16 protein-coding genes are annotated in these 18,885 nt (G+C 64.4%); all 16 read right to left on the bottom strand.

What is annotated here, in order from left to right:
* Positions 1–10 precede the first annotated feature (10 nt).
* The 16 genes from tuf to ACSLGO_RS01975 all read right to left on the bottom strand — a co-directional run bounded on the left by tuf (position 11) and on the right by ACSLGO_RS01975 (position 18,807).
* Positions 11–1,201 (bottom strand): elongation factor Tu, encoded by a 1,191-nt coding sequence (gene tuf / locus ACSLGO_RS02050; RefSeq protein WP_066295960.1) that lies wholly within the window; start codon positions 1,199–1,201, stop codon positions 11–13.
* Between the two features lie 221 nt (positions 1,202–1,422).
* On the bottom strand, positions 1,423–3,537 hold the full coding sequence (gene fusA, locus ACSLGO_RS02045; RefSeq protein ID WP_386917005.1) for an elongation factor G: 2,115 nt from the start codon (positions 3,535–3,537) through the stop codon (positions 1,423–1,425).
* Between the two features lie 113 nt (positions 3,538–3,650).
* On the bottom strand, positions 3,651–4,121 hold the full coding sequence (rpsG, locus tag ACSLGO_RS02040; RefSeq protein ID WP_091602646.1) for a 30S ribosomal protein S7: 471 nt from the start codon (positions 4,119–4,121) through the stop codon (positions 3,651–3,653).
* Between the two features lies 1 nt (position 4,122).
* Entirely contained in the window at positions 4,123–4,497 is a 375-nt protein-coding gene (gene rpsL / locus ACSLGO_RS02035; RefSeq protein ID WP_055239341.1) for a 30S ribosomal protein S12, read from the bottom strand.
* A gap of 335 nt (positions 4,498–4,832) precedes the next feature.
* Positions 4,833–5,624 carry an IclR family transcriptional regulator domain-containing protein gene (locus ACSLGO_RS02030; protein WP_263127441.1) on the bottom strand — a complete coding sequence of 264 codons (792 nt, stop codon included), beginning with the start codon at positions 5,622–5,624 and terminating at the stop codon, positions 4,833–4,835.
* A 19-nt stretch (positions 5,625–5,643) separates the two neighbouring features.
* The gene (locus ACSLGO_RS02025) at positions 5,644–6,324 is read right to left on the bottom strand and encodes a 3-oxoacid CoA-transferase subunit B (RefSeq protein ID WP_263127442.1); all 681 of its coding nucleotides are present in this window, start codon (positions 6,322–6,324) and stop codon (positions 5,644–5,646) included.
* On the bottom strand, positions 6,321–7,004 hold the full coding sequence (locus tag ACSLGO_RS02020; RefSeq protein ID WP_152273705.1) for a 3-oxoacid CoA-transferase subunit A: 684 nt from the start codon (positions 7,002–7,004) through the stop codon (positions 6,321–6,323). The genes ACSLGO_RS02025 and ACSLGO_RS02020 overlap by 4 nt, the downstream gene beginning before the upstream one ends.
* Before the next feature lie 15 nt (positions 7,005–7,019).
* Positions 7,020–8,222 (bottom strand): thiolase family protein, encoded by a 1,203-nt coding sequence (locus ACSLGO_RS02015; protein ID WP_325785812.1) that lies wholly within the window; start codon positions 8,220–8,222, stop codon positions 7,020–7,022.
* Positions 8,223–8,364: 142 nt separating this feature from the next.
* Positions 8,365–8,775 (bottom strand): 4-carboxymuconolactone decarboxylase, encoded by a 411-nt coding sequence (gene pcaC, locus ACSLGO_RS02010; protein WP_325785813.1) that lies wholly within the window; start codon positions 8,773–8,775, stop codon positions 8,365–8,367.
* 61 nt (positions 8,776–8,836) lie between these two features.
* Positions 8,837–9,637: an alpha/beta fold hydrolase gene (locus ACSLGO_RS02005; protein WP_091602627.1), complete on the bottom strand. Its 801-nt coding sequence runs from the start codon at positions 9,635–9,637 to the stop codon at positions 8,837–8,839.
* Positions 9,634–11,031 (bottom strand): lyase family protein, encoded by a 1,398-nt coding sequence (locus ACSLGO_RS02000; protein WP_436399783.1) that lies wholly within the window; start codon positions 11,029–11,031, stop codon positions 9,634–9,636. The genes ACSLGO_RS02005 and ACSLGO_RS02000 overlap by 4 nt, the downstream gene beginning before the upstream one ends.
* A 5-nt stretch (positions 11,032–11,036) precedes the next feature.
* Positions 11,037–11,600 (bottom strand): protocatechuate 3,4-dioxygenase subunit alpha, encoded by a 564-nt coding sequence (gene pcaG, locus ACSLGO_RS01995; RefSeq protein WP_263127445.1) that lies wholly within the window; start codon positions 11,598–11,600, stop codon positions 11,037–11,039.
* Entirely contained in the window at positions 11,600–12,457 is an 858-nt protein-coding gene (pcaH, locus tag ACSLGO_RS01990) for a protocatechuate 3,4-dioxygenase subunit beta (RefSeq protein WP_263127447.1), read from the bottom strand. The genes pcaG and pcaH overlap by 1 nt, the downstream gene beginning before the upstream one ends.
* Before the next feature lie 145 nt (positions 12,458–12,602).
* Positions 12,603–13,799, bottom strand: coding sequence for a 4-hydroxybenzoate 3-monooxygenase (locus ACSLGO_RS01985; protein ID WP_226802301.1), 1,197 nt, complete (start codon positions 13,797–13,799; stop codon positions 12,603–12,605).
* Positions 13,800–13,982: 183 nt separating this feature from the next.
* Entirely contained in the window at positions 13,983–14,777 is a 795-nt protein-coding gene (locus ACSLGO_RS01980) for an IclR family transcriptional regulator (RefSeq protein WP_091602614.1), read from the bottom strand.
* 139 nt (positions 14,778–14,916) lie between these two features.
* Positions 14,917–18,807 carry a DNA-directed RNA polymerase subunit beta' gene (locus tag ACSLGO_RS01975; RefSeq protein ID WP_436399782.1) on the bottom strand — a complete coding sequence of 1,297 codons (3,891 nt, stop codon included), beginning with the start codon at positions 18,805–18,807 and terminating at the stop codon, positions 14,917–14,919.
* Positions 18,808–18,885: the final 78 nt, after the last annotated feature.

The raw sequence follows: 18,885 nt of genomic DNA, 5'->3' as shown, positions 1-18,885 counted from the left end.
GAACATCAAATTACTTGATGATCTTGGTGACACGGCCGGATCCAACGGTGCGGCCGCCTTCGCGGATAGCGAAGCCGAGGCCCTCTTCCATTGCGATCGGCTGGATCAGTTCAACGGTCATTTCGGTGTTGTCACCGGGCATGACCATTTCCGTACCCTCCGGCAGGGTGATGACACCCGTGACGTCGGTGGTGCGGAAGTAGAACTGCGGGCGGTAGTTCGAGTAGAACGGGTTGTGGCGGCCGCCTTCATCCTTGGACAGGATGTAGACGTTGGCCTCGAAGTCGGTGTGCGGGGTGATGGAACCCGGCTTGACGACAACCTGGCCGCGCTCTACGTCTTCGCGCTTGATGCCGCGGAGCAGCAGGCCACAGTTCTCGCCGGCCCATGCTTCGTCGAGCTGCTTGTGGAACATCTCGATACCGGTAACCGTGGTCTTCTGGACCGGGCGGATGCCGACGATCTCGACCTCGGAGTTGATAGCGAGGGTACCGCGCTCGGCGCGGCCCGTCACAACGGTGCCGCGACCGGTGATGGTGAAAACGTCCTCGATCGGCATCAGGAACGGCTTGTCCTTGTCGCGAACGGGGTCCGGAACGTTGTTGTCAACGGCTTCCATCAGTTCCTCGACGGACGCAACCCACTTGGGGTCGCCTTCCAGTGCCTTCAGGCCGGAAACGCGAACGACGGGAGCGTTGTCGCCGTCGAACTCCTGGGAGCTCAGCAGTTCGCGAACTTCCATTTCCACGAGGTCGAGGAGTTCCTCGTCCTCAACCATGTCGGACTTGTTCAGCGCGACCAGCAGGTAGGGAACACCAACCTGGCGGGCGAGCAGAACGTGCTCGCGGGTCTGAGCCATCGGGCCGTCAGTGGCGGCAACCACGAGGATTGCACCGTCCATCTGAGCAGCGCCGGTGATCATGTTCTTGATGTAGTCAGCGTGGCCCGGGGCGTCAACGTGTGCGTAGTGACGCTTCTCGGTCTGGTACTCAATGTGCGAGATGTTGATGGTGATACCGCGCTGGCGCTCTTCCGGCGCGGAGTCAATAGCAGCGAAGTCGCGCTGCTCGTTCAGGTCAGGGTACTTGTCAGCAAGCACCTTTGAAATGGCAGCGGTCAACGTGGTCTTTCCATGGTCAACGTGACCAATGGTGCCGATGTTGACGTGCGGCTTAGTCCGCTCGAACTTTGCCTTCGCCACGGGTTCCTCCTAGAAAGGTTAGAAGACTCAATCACCAGCCGCGCTTCTCGCAACTGATCCGATACAAGTCTACTTGGGGCTGTTTATTTGATGAAATTGCCTTGTGCCGCGGTCCCCGCAGGTTCCGCCCAGTCTGGCCGTGCGGCCCGCCCGTCCGGGTCTCCCCCTGGGACGGGCCGCACATGGCCGGCGTTCCGGATTACCGGAACGCCGGCGGGGTTTTACTCGCCGCGCGTCTTCTGGATGATCTCGTCGGCTACTGCCTTCGGGACCTCTGCGTAGCTGTTGAACTGCATCGAGTAAACGGCGCGGCCCTGGGTCTTGGACCGCAGGTCGCCGATGTACCCGAACATGCCGGACAGCGGAACGAGGGCGCGAACGACCTTCACGCCGCTGGCGTCTTCCATCGACTGCATCTGCCCGCGGCGCGAGTTGATGTCACCGATGACTTCACCCATGTATTCCTCAGGGGTGCGGACTTCGACATCCATGACCGGTTCGAGCAGAACCGGGCTGGCCATCCGTGCAGCTTCCTTGAAAGCCTGGCGGCCGGCGATCTTGAATGCCATTTCCGAGGAGTCGACGTCGTGGTAGGCACCATCGAGCAGCGTGGCCTTGATGCCGACTACCGGGTAGCCGGCCAGGATGCCGTCGTTGAGTGCGCTCTGGATACCCTGGTCAACGCTGGGGATGTACTCGCGCGGAACACGGCCACCGGTGACCTTGTTGTCGAACTCGTACAGAGCGCCTTCCGAGGTGTCCAGCGGCTCGATCGCGATCTGGACCTTTGCGAACTGGCCCGAACCACCGGTCTGCTTCTTGTGCGTGTAGTCGTACTTCTCGACTGCGCGGCGGATGGTTTCGCGGTAAGCAACCTGGGGCTTGCCCACGTTTGCTTCAACCTTGAATTCGCGGCGCATGCGGTCCACCAGGATGTCCAGGTGGAGCTCGCCCATGCCGGCGATGATGGTCTGGCCGGTGTCCTCGTCGAGTTCGACGGTGAACGTCGGGTCCTCTTCGGAGAGCTTCTGGATGGCCACGGAGAGCTTCTCCTGGTCGCCCTTGGTCTTCGGTTCGATGGCAACACGGATAACGGGTTCCGGGAAGGTCATCGACTCGAGGACGATCGGGTTCGCGGGATCGCACAGGGTGTCACCGGTGGTGGTGTCCTTCAGGCCGATCGCTGCGTAGATGTGTCCGGTGGTGATTTCATCCACCGGGTTCTCCTTGTTGGCGTGCATCTGGAAGAGCTTTCCGATGCGCTCCTTCTTCTGCTTGGTGGAGTTCATCACCTGGGCGCCGGAAGCAGCCTTGCCGGAGTACACGCGGATGTACGTCAGGCGGCCGAAGAACGGGTGGGTGACGACCTTGAACGCCAGAGCGGAGAACGGGGCGTTCGCGTCGGCGCTGCGCTCCAGCACGACTTCCTCATCGCGGACATCGTGGCCCTTGATGTTCGGAACGTCGAGCGGGGAGGGCAGGTAGGCGACGACGGCGTCGAGCATGGGCTGGACACCGCGGTTCTTGAACGCGGAACCGCACAGAACCGGGTAGACCTCAGAGTTGACGGTCATCTTGCGGATGCCGGCCTTCAGTTCCTCAAGGGTGAGTTCTTCACCTTCGAGGTACTTCTCCATGAGCTCTTCGCTGGCTTCGGCAACGGTTTCCACGAGCTTCGCGCGGTACTCTTCGGCCTTTTCCTGCAGGTCTGCGGGGATCGGCTCAACTTCGTACTTGGCGCCCATGGTCACGTCACCCTTGGCGTCGCCGCGCCAGGTGAGTGCACGCATTTCGAGGAGGTCGACGACGCCCTCGAATTCGCTCTCGGCACCGATCGGCAGCTGGAGAACCAGCGGCTTGGCGCCCAGGCGGTTGATGATGGTGTCGACGGTGAAGTAGAAGTCGGCGCCGAGCTTGTCCATCTTGTTGACGAAGCAGATACGCGGAACGTTGTACTTGTCAGCCTGGCGCCAGACAGTCTCGGACTGCGGCTCCACGCCTTCCTTGCCGTCGAAGACAGCGACGGCGCCGTCAAGCACGCGCAGGGACCGCTCAACCTCGACAGTGAAGTCAACGTGACCCGGCGTGTCGATGATGTTGATCTGGTTGTTGTCCCAGTAGCACGTGGTAGCTGCGGAGGTAATGGTGATACCCCGCTCCTGCTCCTGTGCCATCCAGTCCATGGTCGAAGCGCCGTCGTGCGTTTCGCCAATCTTGTGGTTGACACCGGTGTAGAACAGGATGCGCTCGGTGGTGGTGGTCTTGCCGGCATCGATGTGCGCCATGATGCCGATATTGCGGACCTTGTTGAGGTCGGTAAGCACGTCCAGTGCCACGGTTACTCCCTAGTTTTGGTTCTGGCCCCGCCGGTCACCTATTCGGCCTTCGGCCCTGAGGCCCGCCGGAGCGGGCCGCAGGGCCTGGGCTGAAAAGATATTCGTGGTGCTAATTACCAGCGGTAGTGGGCGAAGGCCTTGTTGGACTCGGCCATCTTGTGGGTGTCTTCGCGACGCTTCACAGCAGCACCAAGACCGTTCGAGGCGTCCAGGATCTCGTTGCGCAGACGCTCGGTCATCGTCTTCTCGCGGCGGGCCTTGGAGTAGCCAACCAGCCAGCGCAGCGCCAGGGCGGTTGCGCGGCCCGGCTTAACCTCAACCGGAACCTGGTAGGTGGCGCCGCCGACGCGGCGGGACTTAACCTCAAGGCTCGGCTTGATGTTGTCCATGGCCTTCTTCAGGGCTGCAACCGGATCCTGTCCGGTCTTCTCCTGAGCACCGGCAAGTGCGCCGTAAACGATGCGCTCTGCGGTGGACTTCTTGCCGTCGATGAGAACCTTATTGATCAGCTGCGTGACCAGCGGGGAGCCGTAGACGGGATCGACTGCGAGCGGCCGCTTGGGGGCCGGACCCTTGCGGGGCATATTACTTCTTCTCCATCTTCGCGCCGTAGCGGCTGCGAGCCTGCTTGCGGTTCTTGACACCCTGGGTGTCGAGCGCGCCGCGAACGATCTTGTAACGGACACCGGGCAGGTCCTTCACACGACCACCGCGAACCAGCACGATGGAGTGTTCCTGCAGGTTGTGACCCACACCGGGGATGTAGGCAGTAACTTCCACGCCGCCGTTGAGGCGGACACGGGCTACCTTGCGCAGAGCCGAGTTCGGCTTCTTCGGGGTGGTGGTGTAAACACGGGTGCACACACCACGGCGCATCGGGCTGCCCTTAAGGGCAGGAGCCTTGGTCTTGGAGACCTTGGGTGAGCGGCCCTTGCGGACCAGCTGCTGAATCGTAGGCACTTATCAGTTCTCCGTTTTATCTCGAGAAAAATTCTCTGGTTGCGCTTGCCCGGTCCGCTTGGTGCGGGTCCCGGAGCGAGGCTTTTCAAAGTTGTTGCCGCAGTGCCCCCGAGACGTTCCGTGAACCGAAGCGACCGTAGGCGTGCAAAAGTGTGGCATTCGTTGCACAAGAACCCTGCAACCCGGAAACAGGCCCCCACCCGCGCCCCGGAGACGGAATCCCGGGAAACATGCGAGCGGCCTTCATCCACTGCCACACAAACAATTACCAATAGTCTAGCAGACATCCCGGAAGGCTTAAGCCGGGGAGCTGCCGCGGCACCTCGAAGCCTGTCTCAGCTCCGGGCTGCCAGCGCCTGGGTGATCTTCCGCGACGCCTCCTGCAGCTGCGGCAGCACCTGCGCTGCCGCCTCCTCCAGTGTAGGCCCGTCCAGGCCGAGGGTCGCCTGCATCGAGGTATTCAGCGCCGCGATCACGTCGCCGGCGGGGCTGAAGATGGGAACGGCCACTGAGCGCAGTCCCCGCTCGAGTTCCTGGTCCACTACGGCCCACCCCTGGTCGCGGACCCGCTCCACTTCACGGCGCAGGGCCGCTTCCTCGGTGATGGTGCGTTCCGTCAGGGGAACGAGTTCAACTTCGGAGAAGTAGGTGTCCAGCGCTGCGTCGTCCAGTCCGGCGAGCAGCACCCGCCCCATGGAGGTGGCGTACGCCGGGAACCGCGTTCCGACGGTGATGCCCACGGTCATCAGCCGGCGGGTGTGGATCCTGGCCACGTAGACAATCTCGTTGCCGTCCAGGATGGACGCCGACGTCGATTCGTGGATCTCGCGGGAAAGGTCCTCCAGCAGCGGCTGGGCCAGCTGAGGCAGCGACTGCCCCGCCAGGTAGGAGTACCCCAGCTGCAGGACCAGGGCTGTGAGCTCAAAGCTCCGGCCGTCGGTCCGCACGTAGCCGAGCTCCACCAGGGTTAGCAGGAACCGCCGGGCGGTGGCCCGGGTCAGTCCGGTGCGCCGGGAGACATCGCTGAGGGTCATCTGCACGTGCTCGGCGTCGAACGCCCTGATCACGGACAGGCCGCGGGCCAGTGACTGGACAAACTGGTCACTGGCCGCGATCGTTTCGCTCATGTCTCCCCCGTTGGTGGTCTTAGTCGGTGCCGGCCGACGGGCCGATCAACGGCACATCCACCTTCGCGGCCAGCTCCTCGAAGCTGATCCCGTAGGTCTCGCGAACGTGGACACCGTCCTCCTTCAGGAGGAACACCGCTTCATTAGTGTAAACGCGCGTGACGCAGCCAACGCCAGTGAGCGGGTAGGAGCATTCCTTCACCAGTTTGCTGACGCCTTCGCGGGTGAACAGGGACATCATCACGTAGACGTCCTTGGCGCCGGTGGCCAGGTCCATGGCACCGCCGACGGCGGGAATCGCATCGGGTGCGCCGGTGTGCCAGTTCGCCAGGTCCCCGCTGGCGGAAACCTGGAAGGCGCCCAGCACGCAGACGTCCAGATGCCCGCCGCGCATGATGGCGAACGAGTCGGCGTGGTGGAAGTACGATGCACCCGGCAGTTCCGTGACGGGGATCTTGCCGGCATTGATCAGGTCACCGTCAATCTGGTCGCCCTGCGCCTCAGGGCCCATGCCGAGCATGCCGTTTTCGGTGTGCAGCGTAACGTGCTGCTCAGGCTTGAGGTAGTTGGAGACCAGCGTCGGCTGCCCAATGCCCAGGTTGACGAAGGAACCGGGTGCGATGTCCCGGGCCACGAGTTCTGCCAGGGAGTTCCGGTCCAGTTTTTCGCTCACGGTGGTGTTCACTGCCTTCTCGCTCATGCTGCTGCCGGTTCTTTCTCGCGGGTTACCTGCACCAGGGTGTTGACGTAGATCCCGGGGGTCACGACGATTTCCGGATCGATACCGCCAACCTCGACGATGTCGCGGACCTGGACAATCGCGTTCTTCGCGGCCGCAGCCATGATCGGCCCAAAGTTCCGGGCGGTCTTGCGGTAGACCAGATTTCCTGCCCGGTCCGCCTTCAGCGCTTTCACGAGCGCGAAGTCTGCGTGCAGCGGGGTTTCGAAGACGTAGCCGCGGCCGTCGATCATGCGGGTTTCCTTGCCTTCCGCCAGCGGGGTGCCGTAGGCGGTGGGGGTGAAGAATCCGCCAATACCGGCGCCTGCGGCGCGGATACGCTCAGCCAGGTTGCCCTGCGGAACCAGTTCTAGTTCGATCTCCCCGGCCCGGAACTTCGCGTCGAAAATCTGGGAATCGGACTGGCGGGGGAAGGAGCAGACAATCTTCCGGACGCGGCCGGCGCCGATCAGCGCCGCGAGCCCTTCTTCACCGTTGCCCGCATTGTTGTTCACGACAGTGAGGTCCTTTGCGCCCTGGCGCAAAAGTGCCTCGATCAGCTCGACCGGCTGCCCGGCCTTGCCGAAACCGCCGATCATCACGGTTGCTCCGTCATGGATCGGCGCGACGGCTTCGTCGACGTCCTGCAGAATGTTCAGCACGGTTCTCCTCGGGAGCTAGGCTTTGGTGTTTTCGAGTACGACGGCGAGTCCCTGCCCGACGCCGATGCAGATGGCGGCAACGCCCCACCGTTCACCGGTGGCTTCGAGCCGGCGGGCCAGGGTGCCCAGGATCCGGGTGCCCGAGGCACCCAGCGGGTGTCCGATGGATACTGCGCCGCCCCAGGCGTTAACGATCGAGGGGTCGATGTCCCAGGCGTCGAGGCAGGCCAGGGACTGTGCGGCGAAGGCTTCATTGAGTTCAACGGCGCCAACCTCGCTCCAGGAGATCCCGGCCCGCTTGAGCGCGGTGTTCGCGGCTTCGACCGGCGCGTACCCGAAGAACTGCGGTTCATTGGCGGCGGCGCCGCGTCCGGCGATGCGGGCCAGCGGTTCCAGGCCAAGGATCCCGGCAGCCGCTTCGCTGCCCAGCCAGGCTGCGGAGGCGCCGTCGTTCAGCGGGGACGCATTGCCCGCCGTGACGGTGCCGCCGGCCGGGGAATCGGAGACCGGCCGGAAGACGGTCTTCAGCGTCGCGAGCTTCTCCACGGTTGAACCCGCCCGGATGCTCTCGTCACGGGCCAGCTCAACGCCGTCTACCGCAACGGTCAGGTTGTCATAGTGCCCCTCGTCCCAGGCGCGTGCGGCCTGCTCATGGGACCTGGCCGCGAACTCGTCCTGGCGCTCACGGCTGATGCCGTACTTCTCGCGCAGCTGTTCGGTGGCCTCGCCCAGCGAGACTGTCCATTCTCTGGGCATCTGCGGGTTGACCAGGCGCCACCCCAGGGTGGTGGAAGCCAGCGTCTGGTCACCGGCCGGGAACGGCTTGTCATTCTTGGGCAGTACCCAGGGGGCGCGGCTCATGGATTCGGCTCCGCCCACCAGCATGAGGTCTGCCTCGCCGGTGTTGATCTGCCGGGAAGCGATCATGGCGGCGTCCAGGGAGGAACCGCAGAGCCGGTTCACGGTGGTTCCGGGGACTGAAACCGGCAGGCCTGCAAGCAGCGTGGCCATGCGCGCCACATTGCGGTTTTCCTCGCCGGCACCGTTGGCGTTGCCGAAGACCACTTCGTCGATTCGTTCAGGATCGAGTTCGGGCGCGCGGGCCACGGAGGCCCGGATCACCTGTGCGGCAAGGTCGTCCGGCCGAACCCCCGCAAGGGCTCCCCCGAAACGTCCGAACGGGGTTCGGACTGCGTCGTAAATGTAGGCCTGGTTCACCGTGGCTCCTTTGGCTGGTTGCGGCACCTGTACCCGCGGATCGCATCCACCCCGGGGCGCCGCTAGTGCTCGATCCAGTGTTCAATCTGCGAACATACGTACAAGATGCGAATTTATCCGAGTTTGGCGTTTTGTGCCAGCCTTAGTTCTCGGCGGCGTCCAGTTCAGCGAAGACGTTCTGGGCCACCTTGAAGGCGGAGTTGGCGGAAGGAACACTGCAGTAGATGGCGGACTGCAGGAAGATTTCCTTGATCTCGTCCCTCGACAGGCCGTTCCGCAGCGCCGCGCGGACGTGCATCGCCAGTTCCTCGAGGTGGCCGTGTGCAATCAGGGCCGTCAGCGTGATGGCGCTGCGCATTGTGCGGTCCAGCCCCGGGCGGGTCCAGATGGTTCCCCACGCATAGCGGGTAATCATGTCCTGGAAGTCGGTGGTAAACCCGTCCTTGGCCGCATTGGCGCGGTCCACGTGGGCGTCACCGAGGACCTCGCGGCGCACCGCCATGCCCTCGTCATAGATCTCCTGCTGGGTCTTGGTGCTGTGCTCTTCAATCACTGTGATGCCTGTTCTCTGGACTTCCGGGGTGTTTCGGGAGGCGTAGCTGTGCCGGTGCGGATTACTTCGCCGCGCGGAAGAAGCTGCCGAGCAGTTCCGCGGTAACGGCCGGCTGCTCGGCCGGCACCAGGTGAGCGGCATCGGGCACGACGGCGGAGCGCCCGGCGGGCACGCCGTCGGCGATCAGCTCGGCAAAGGAGGCGGGAGTCACCACGTCTTCGGCGCCGGCGACGGCCAGCACGGGGACCTGGATCTCGGCCAGGCGGTTCCGGACGTCAAAGGCTGCCAGGGCCTGGCAGCAGAAAGCATAGGAGAACCGATCGGCGTCCTGGAGCGAGTGAAGCAGCGCCGCAGAGGCGCCCTTCTCACGTTCGATGAACCCTTCGGCAAACCAGCGCTGGGCCGAGCCGATGAGCACCGCGGGCGTGCCCTGGTTCCGGACCGTCTCGGCCCGGGTTTCCCAGCCTTCAGCGTCACCAATCTTTGCTCCGGAGCAGAGGATCGCCAGCGAGGTGAAGGCCTTGGGGAAATCGAGTCCCAGCTGGAGGCCCACCGCGCCGCCCAGGGAGACTCCGGCGTAGTGAACGTCCTGCGAAGGCGAAATGTCGCCAGCCGCGACGGCGTCCTGCACCAGCTGGTGCACGGCGGCGGCCAGTTCCCCCATGGAGAACGCCTCGGCAGCGGCGGGGCTGTTACCGTGCCCGGGCAGGTCCCAGGCAAGAACGGTGAAACCGTCCAGGAGGGCCGCGGTGCTGGCCCACAGTGCGGTACCGGAGGTGCCCAGCGATGGTCCTGCGATCAGCACCGGGGCTGACGGGCCGGCGTTGGAGAGCTGGGTTGCTTTGATCTGCGGGACGCTCACGCGTTTTTCCTTCCGGGGTAAGCCGAGATGATTCGTTCAATCAGGGCGCTGGACTGGCCGATGTAGTTCGCGGGATTCAGCAAGTCCGCGATGTCCGCGTCGCTGAGGGCCTGTGCCGGCACCGCGTCGCGCAGCAGGGCGGGGAAGTCTTCGCCGGCCAGTGAACGCGCGACGAGTTCCTGGACCCGCTTTTTTCCCTGTCCGGGGGTGCCGTCGTCCAGAAGTGGCGCCACACGTGCCATGACCTTTTCGCTGACCACCAGCGGGCCGGCTGCCGTGAGGTTCCGCGCGACCGCCCCGGTATGGACCTGGAGTCCGGCGGAGAGTTCGGCAAGTTTCACAGCCGCTCCCCCGGCAAGGCGCAGCAGCTGGCGCAGGGCCTGCCACTCAACGTGCCAGGATCCGCCCGGACGTTCGTCGTCGGCGGCACCGGCAGCCGCCTGCAGCATGGCGGTGTACCCGGGTGCGGCCAGTGCTGCGCTGCGGATCAGCACCGAGAGGACGGGGTTTTGCTTCTGCGGCATGGCGGAGGATCCGCCGCGGCCGGCTTCCCGCGGTTCGCTGACCTCGCCGATTTCGGGCCTGCTCAGAAGCAGGACGTCGTTGGAAACCTTCCCGGCCGCTGCCAGCAGGTCTGCAAGTGCGCCGCCCAGCGCCGTGACCGGCAGGCGGTTGGTCTGCCACGGCGCGACCGGATCCGCGAGTCCCAGGCGGGCAGCGAGATCCGCGGAGAGTTCCAGCGGCGTTGAGGTTGATCCTTCAGCTGCCGTGGTGAGCGCTGCCATGGTGCCGGAGGCGCCGCCCCACTGCAGGGGCAGGGCAGCCGCGGCGGCTTCCAAGGCGGCAGTGGCCTGTCCGATGCCGTGCAGCCACTGGGCTGCCTTCAGCCCGAAGGTGGAGGGAAGCGAATGCTGGGTGAGGGTGCGGGCCACGCTCAGGGTATCCGCGTGCTCCCGGGCAAGGCCTGCCAGCGCGGCCTGGGCCCGGTAGGCGTCCGCGAGGATTGTTTCCAGGGCACGCGAAGCCATCAGCATGAGTGCCGAATCAAGAATGTCCTGGCTGGTGGCGGCCCTGTGGATCGGACCGGCGGCGCCAGGAGCTTCCTCGCGCACGATTGCCCGGAGGTCTGCAAGCAGCGGTATCACGGGGTTCCCGCCGCCCTGCGCCCGGGCTGCCAGGTCCGCTATGTCGTAGCGGCTTGCCTGGCAGGCCGGCGCGACGGCGTCGGGGACGCCCTCCTTGATCAGCCCCGCGGAAGCGAGCACCCGCAGCCACTCGAGTTCGACGTCGAGCATGGCCTGCAGCAGCGCCTGGTCCGAGGTCAGAGCGGCAGCACGGGTGCCGGCCCATGCCGGCGACAGGAGTCCGTAGTCGGCAGTTTCCGCGAAGCCCAAAGGAATTACGCTCCCGGGTAGGCCAGGAAGACGGTCTCGTCTTCGCCCTGCAGCTTGATGTCCCAGCGGAGTCCGCCGTCGGCTTCGCGGGTAGCGATGAGGGTCCGGCGCCGGTCCTCGGGAAGCGATGAAAGCAGCGGATCCGCGGCCAGGGCGTCCTGGTCCTCCGGCAGGTACATCCGGGTGTGGAGCTTGTTCAGCAGCCCGCGGGCAAAGATGACCACGGAAATGAACGGCGCGGAGCCTTCTTCCGTCGGTCCGGGGTTCACCGTGGTGAAGGTGTAGTTGCCGGTGTTGTCCACCGGCACCCGTCCCCAGCCGGTGAAGGTGTAGCCGTCGCGGACCAGCGAACCCGTCTTTTGCGGGATGTTACCTTCGGCGTCTGCCTGCCAAATTTCAAGCAGTGCATCGGGAATCGGATCGCCGGCGCCGTCGCGCACGGTTCCCTGCAGCCGGATGGCTCCGGGCAGGCCCGGGGCGAGAAGCTCCCCGCCCTTTTCGAAGGGAAGCGCGTAACCGTAGAAGGGGCCGATTGTCTGGCCCGGAGTGGCCGTGAGTTTCTCGCTCATTACTCTGCGTCCTCTTCTTCCATCCAGGTGCGGTTGCTGCCGGTCAGCACGATGTCCCAGTTGTAGCCGGTGGCCCATTCGTGCGAGGTGATGTTGTGATCGTAGGTGGCGACGAGGCGGTCGCGCGCCTTCTGATCGGTAATGGACTGGTAGATCGGATCCAGGGCAAACAGGGGATCACCCGGGAAGTACATCTGGGTGATCATGCGCTGGGTGAAGTCCGTCCCGAAGAGGGAGAAGTGGATATGCGCCGGGCGCCAGGCATTAAAGTGGTTCTTCCACGGGTAGGGCCCCGGCTTGATCGTGAGGAACTCATAGGAACCGTCGTCACCGGTGATGGCGCGGCCGACGCCGGTGAAGTTCGGGTCGATCGGAGCCGGGTGCTGGTCACGCTTGTGGATGTAGCGGCCGGCGGAGTTGGCCTGCCAGACCTCGATCAGCTGGTTGCGGACCGGACGTCCGTCGCCGTCGAGCACCCGTCCGCGGACGATGATGCGCTCGCCCAGGGGTTCACCGTTGTGCTGGATGGTCAGGTTCGCTTCCAGGGGATGCACATCCTGGTGGCCGAACGCCGGGGACCAGAGTTCAATGGTCTCGGGGTCCGTGTGGTGCAGGTTCTTGGTGGGGTGGCGCAGCAGCGAGCTGCGGTACGGCCGGAAGTCCACGCGGGGCTGGGTTTCCTCGGGAGCACCCTCTTCCACGCCCTTCCGGTACGCCTCGTGGATAGTCCGGATCTCTTCGGAGATCTGGTCCTGCGATGCTTCGGCGGCGTCGAGCCGCTCGACGACGTGGCTGTCCGAGAACAGGTCTTCCGCAAGGGCGGAACCGTTGTCCGTGTCCATGGTGTTCTTGTCCATGGTCCTTCTTCCTGTCAGGGCAGGACGCGTCACTGCGTCCCGCGATGGGTAGGCATCCCGTGGATGGAACCCACAGTACACCTCGTGTTCACTGTTAGTACAGACGTTCACATTGTGAACAGAATATGGCGCTGGCGGGACGGACTTAGTGCTCCGGCCAGCCGGTGTAGGCCTCGGCCAGGTAGGCCTGTCCGTGGCGGGAAGAGACAACACCGTTCAGCTCGCCCAGGGCACGCTTGCGTTCGAAGTCGGTTGCGTCGGGCCGGGTGTGCAGCATGGACGTCATCCAATAGGAGAAGTTCTGCGCGCGCCAGACGCGCTTGAGCGCCTTGTCGCTGTAGCCGTCAAGCAGGTCCGCGGACTTCGTGGCATAGAAGGAATCGATTGCCTCGAACAGTACCTTGACGTCCGCCAGGGCCAGGTTCAGGCCCTTGGCACCGGTGGGCGGAACCGTGTGTCCGGCGTCGCCGGCCAGGAACATGTTGCCGTAGCGCAGCGGTTCGCAGACGTAGGAGCGGAACTTCAGGACTGTCTTTTCGAAGATCGGACCGCGCTTGAGCTGGAAGCCGTCCGGGCCGTCGACGCGGCGCTGAAGTTCGTTCCAGATCTGCTCGTCACCCCAGGCATCCGCATCCTCATTGGGATCGCACTGGAAGTACATGCGCTGCACGTTGTCGTTTCGCTGGCTGATCAGGGCAAAACCGTGCTCGGAGTTGGCGTAGATCAGCTCGGGCGCACTGGGCGGCGCCTCCGTGAGGATGCCAAACCAGGCGAACGGGTACTCAATGAAGTTGTCCGTGCGCAGCTCCTTGGGAATGGAGCGCTTGCAGATGCCCTGCGAGCCGTCGGCGCCAACCAGGATGTCGCAGTGGATTTCAAAGTCCGTGCCGTCTGCATCGGTAAAGCGGATCTTGGGAACCGCCGTCGTCTGGTCCAGCACTTCGGTATTGGATACCGCGTAGCGGACGTCGCCGTTGTCCCGTTCGCGGGCGGCAGCCAGATCAACGAAGACCTCGTTCTGCGGGTAGAGCCAGACCGACTCCCCCACCAGTTCCTCGAAATCGATCCGGTGGCTTTCGCCGCCGAAACGGAGGTCGATTCCGTCATGCTTGTAGCCGTCGGTCAGCACACGGTCGCTGACGCCGCCCTCGGTGAGCATCCGGACGCTGCCGTGCTCCAGGATCCCGGCGCGGTGGGTGGTGCGGATGGTTTCGTGATCGCGCTTTTCCACCACGATGCTCTCGATGCCTGACTTGGCCAGCATGTGGGAGAGCATCAGGCCTGCAGGCCCCCCTCCAACAATGCCGACTTTGGTCTTCAGGACGGTACGGGCTGCAGCCAATGCAGGACTCCTTCGGGGACAGGCGGGAAGAACGGGGGTTGGCACCCCCTCTCCCAGTGTGAGGACCAGCACACCTCCGTCGCGAGCCAATTCCCATTCAATGGAAATCTTCCCCATCGAGATGGCAGAAACTGCCCTTATGGACGCTCATAAGAGCTTTTTCTGCCATCTCGATGGGCGGGGTCAGTCCCCTGCCCCTGCGCCGCCGCCGTAGCGGGGGCCGGCTTCGGCTGAGTCGGTTCCCAATCCGCGGGAGATTCCCCTGGCGGCAGTCATGAGCGCCGGGACCGTTGCGGACGTGTTCTCTTTCCCGCGCGGAACCACCACACCCAGTGCTGCTACTGCCGAACCCTGGGGGCCAAAGACTGGTACGGCAATACCCGTTGTATCGGGGTCGACGACGCCGGGCAGCGTCGCGCACCCCTCCCGCCGGATCTCGGCCCACTGCCGCCGCAGGGAGTCGGCGGCAGGAAACGGCGGCGGATCGCTTCGGTGCCGGTCGAGGAACTCCTCCTGCACATGGCGGGGCGAGTGCGCCATGAGCACCATGCCGGAGGACGAGATGTGCAGCGGGAGCCTGCCGGCAACCTTCGCGAAGTTGGATACGGAGCCGCGGCTGGAGAGGCGTTCGATGAACAGCACCTCGTCCTCCTGCAGGACGGACAGCTGGGTGTGCTGTCGGATCACCGCCTGGATGTCCTCCATGAACGGCATGGCCACCTGGCGCAGGTCCAGTGCGGCAGAGCTGCGGCTGGCCAGTTCCCAGAGCCGCAGGCCCAGCCGCAGTTCTCCGCTGTCCGTGCGCTGCAGCAGGGCCAGCGACACGAGCTCCCCCGCGAGCCGGTGCGCCGTCGAGAGCGGCAGGCCGGCCCGCCGGGCCAGGGTTGCCACCGGCATGGCGGGACGCTCGGCGTCGAACGCCGAGATCACGCGCACAATGCGCTCCGCCATGGAGTCGCCGGAGGGGGAATTGGCCATACAAGTACTTTGGCATACGACGCCGCTGACCCGCTGCTGCGGTCCGCCTCCGGACCACGGGCGCCGTTAACGCGGGAAGGACCCCGCCTTTCGGCGGGGTCCTTCCTTCGCGGTGTGCGCTCCGCAGGGCTATTCAGCTTTAGCGGAACTCGCTGCCCATGTCGTAGTCATCCAGCGGGATGGCGTGGAACTCGGGGCTCAGACCACCGTCAACTCCGGCGTAGTCGAAGTCGCTGAAGGCGCTCGGGCCGGTGAAGAGATTGGCCTTTGCTTCCTCAGTCGGTTCAACCGTGACCTCGGTGTAACGGGGCAGGCCCGTTCCGGCCGGGATCAGCTTACCGATGATGACGTTCTCCTTGAGGCCGAGCAGCGGATCGCTCTTGCCTTCCATAGCCGCCTGCGTCAGGACGCGGGTGGTCTCCTGGAAGGAAGCAGCGGACAGCCAGGACTCGGTTGCCAGGGATGCCTTGGTGATACCCATCAGCTCCGGACGGCCAGCGGCCGGACGGCGTCCTTCGGAAACCACGCGGCGGTTCTCGCTCTCGAACCGACGGCGCTCGGCCAGCTCACCCGGGAGCAGGTCGGAATCGCCGGATTCGATCACGGTCACGCGGCGCAGCATCTGGCGGACGATGACTTCCACGTGCTTGTCGTGGATGCCTACGCCCTGGCTGCGGTAAACGCGCTGGACTTCGTCCACCAGGAACTCCTGTGCCTTGCGCGGGCCGAGGATGCGGAGGATCTGCTTGGGATCCACTGCACCTGCAACCAGCTGCTGGCCAACCTCTACGTGGTCGCCGTCGGCAACCAGGAGGCGGGCACGGCGCAGGACCGGGTAGGCGATTTCCTCGGAGCCGTCATCGGGAGTGACAACCAGACGCATCTGGCGGTCGGTCTCTTCGATGGTGACGCGGCCGGCCGTCTCGGAGATCGGAGCAACGCCCTTGGGGGTACGTGCTTCGAAGAGCTCCTGGATACGGGGCAGACCCTGGGTGATATCTTCTGCCGATGCAACACCACCGGTGTGGAAGGTACGCATGGTCAGCTGGGTACCGGGCTCACCGATGGACTGTGCGGCGATGATGCCAACGGCCTCGCCAATGTCCACGGTCTTGCCGGTGGCCAGCGAACGGCCGTAGCAGAGGGCACAGGTTCCGACTGCCGATTCACAGGTCAGCACGGACCGGACCTTGATCTCGGTGACGCCGGCCTTGAACAGCTTCTCGATCAGCACATCGCCGACGTCGTCGCCGCCCTTGGCCAGGACGTTGCCTTCAGCGTCGGTCACGTCGGTAGCCAGCGTACGGGCGTACGCCGAGTTCTCGACCTCTTCGTGCAGCACCAGTTCACCGTTGTGGTCCGGAACAGCAATCGTGACCTTCAGGCCGCGCTCGGTACCGCAGTCTTCTTCGCGGACAATGACGTCCTGCGAGACGTCCACCAGACGACGGGTCAGGTAACCCGAGTTGGCGGTACGCAGTGCGGTATCGGCCAGGCCCTTACGGGCACCGTGCGTGGCGATGAAGTATTCCAGCACCGACAGGCCCTCGCGGTAGGAGGACTTGATCGGACGCGGGATAATCTCGCCCTTCGGGTTGGCCACCAGGCCACGGATACCGGCGATCTGCCGGACCTGCAGCCAGTTGCCTCGTGCACCGGAGGAAACCATGCGGTTGATGTTGTTCTGGATCGGCATGTTGTCGCGCATAGCCTTGGCAACCTCGTTGGTTGCCTGGTTCCAGATGTCGATGAGCTCCTGGCGGCGCTCGTCTTCAGCGATCAGGCCCTTGCCGTACTGGCTTTCAACCTTGGCAGCGCGTGCTTCGTAAACCTCCATGATGGCAGGCTTGTCGATCGGAGCAGCGATGTCCGAGATGGCGACGGTAACGCCCGAGCGAGTGGCCCAGTAGAAACCGGCGTCCTTCAGGTTATCCAGGGTGGCAGCGGTGACGACCTTCGGGTAGCGCTCGGCGAGATCGTTCACGATCTTGGAGAGCTGGCCCTTGTCCGCCACGGACTCAACCCAGGGGTAGTCCACAGGCAGGGTCTGGTTGAACAGCACCTGGCCGAGGGTGGTCGGGATGAGAGCGGGAGCGCCCTCTTCCCAGCCTTCCGGAGCCGGCTGCTCATCGCTGGGCACGAAGCCTTCGACGCGGATCTTGACCGGAGCGTTCAGGTGCAGCTCGCCGAGGTCGTTCGCCATGATGGCTTCCGCCATCGAGGAGAACACGCGGCCTTCGCCTGCTGCGCCTTCGCGCTTGGTGGTCAGGTGGTGCAGGCCGATGATCATATCCTGCGAGGGCAGGGTCACCGGACGGCCGTCCGACGGCTTCAGGATGTTGTTCGAGGACAGCATCAGGATGCGGGCTTCAGCCTGGGCTTCGGGGCTCAGCGGCAGGTGCACTGCCATCTGGTCGCCGTCGAAGTCAGCGTTGAAGGCGCCGCAGACCAGCGGGTGCAGCTGAAGGGCCTTGCCCTCAACCAGCTGCGGCTCGAAGGCCTGGATGCCGAGGCGGTGCAGGGTGGGTGCACGGTTGAGCAGCACCGGGTGTTCGGTGATGATCTCTTCCAGCACGTCCCAGACCTGCGGGCGGAAACGCTCGACCATGCGCTTGGCGCTCTTGATGTTCTGCGCGTGGTTGAGGTCAACCAGGCGCTTCATCACGAACGGCTTGAAGAGCTCCAGCGCCATCTGCTTGGGCAGGCCGCACTGGTGCAGCTTCAGCTGCGGACCGACGACGATGACCGAACGGCCCGAGTAGTCAACGCGCTTGCCGAGCAGGTTCTGGCGGAACCGGCCCTGCTTGCCCTTGAGCATGTCGGAGAGCGACTTCAGCGGACGGTTGCCCGGTCCGGTGACCGGACGGCCGCGGCGGCCGTTGTCGAACAGGGAGTCAACGGCTTCCTGGAGCATGCGCTTTTCGTTATTCACGATGATCTCGGGGGCACCGAGATCCAGCAGGCGCTTCAGGCGGTTGTTGCGGTTGATCACGCGGCGGTACAGGTCGTTGAGGTCCGACGTCGCGAAGCGGCCGCCGTCGAGCTGGACCATCGGGCGCAGTTCCGGCGGGATCACCGGAACGGCGTCGAGGACCATGCCCATGGGGCTGTTGGACGTCGTGAGGAACGCGTTGACAACCTTCAGGCGCTTCAGGGCACGCGTCTTGCGCTGGCCCTTGCCGTTCTGGATGATCTCGCGCAGGTTCTCGGACTCCTGCTGCATGTCGAAGTCTTCAAGGCGCTTCTTGATGGCTTCGGCGCCCATGGAGCCTTCGAAGTACAGGCCGTAGCGGTCGCGCAGTTCGCGGTACAGGCCTTCGTCGCCCTCGAGGTCGCCGACCTTGAGGTTCTTGAAGCGTTCCCAAACCTGCTCGAGGCGCTCGATGTTGTTGTCGGCGTCGCGGCGTACCTTGGCCATCTGGCGGTCGGCGGAGTCGCGGGCCTTCTTCTTGTCGGCAGCCTTCGCGCCTTCACCTTCGAGGCGAGCGAGCTCGTCTTCGAGGTCCTTGGCAATCGCGGCGATGTCGGAGTCGCGCTGGTCAACCAGGTGCTTGCGCTCCAGGTCGTGCTCGGCCTGCAGGTTCGGCAGCTCGGCGTGGCGGTTCTCTTCGTCGACCGAGGTGATCATGTAGGCAGCGAAGTAGATGACCTTTTCGAGGTCCTTCGGAGCCAGGTCAAGGAGGTAGCCCAGGCGGGAGGGGACACCCTTGAAGTACCAGATGTGGGTTACCGGAGCGGCGAGCTCAATGTGGCCCATCCGTTCGCGGCGGACCTTGGCACGGGTAACCTCGACGCCGCAGCGCTCACAGATGATGCCCTTGAAGCGCACGCGCTTGTACTTGCCGCAGTAGCACTCCCAGTCACGGGAAGGACCGAAGATCTTCTCGCAGAAAAGACCGTCCTTCTCCGGCTTCAGGGTTCGGTAGTTAATGGTTTCCGGCTTTTTGACCTCGCCGTAAGACCAGTTGCGGATTTCGTCCGCAGTGGCAAGGCCGATTCGCATGAGGCCGAACGTGGAATCGTTGGACATGGGTCCCTGTTCTCTCTTGTTCTCTAGATCTGAATGTCTCGGGTACGGGAAGAGTGTGGAAGTCCGGGCGGGCACCCA

Origin of the sequence: Arthrobacter sp. IK3, assembly GCF_051337705.1 — a bacterium.
GTDB lineage: Bacteria > Actinomycetota > Actinomycetes > Actinomycetales > Micrococcaceae > Arthrobacter_B > Arthrobacter_B koreensis.
Note: the sequence above shows the minus strand (reverse complement) of the source record. Positions and strands in the feature narration are given on the sequence as shown.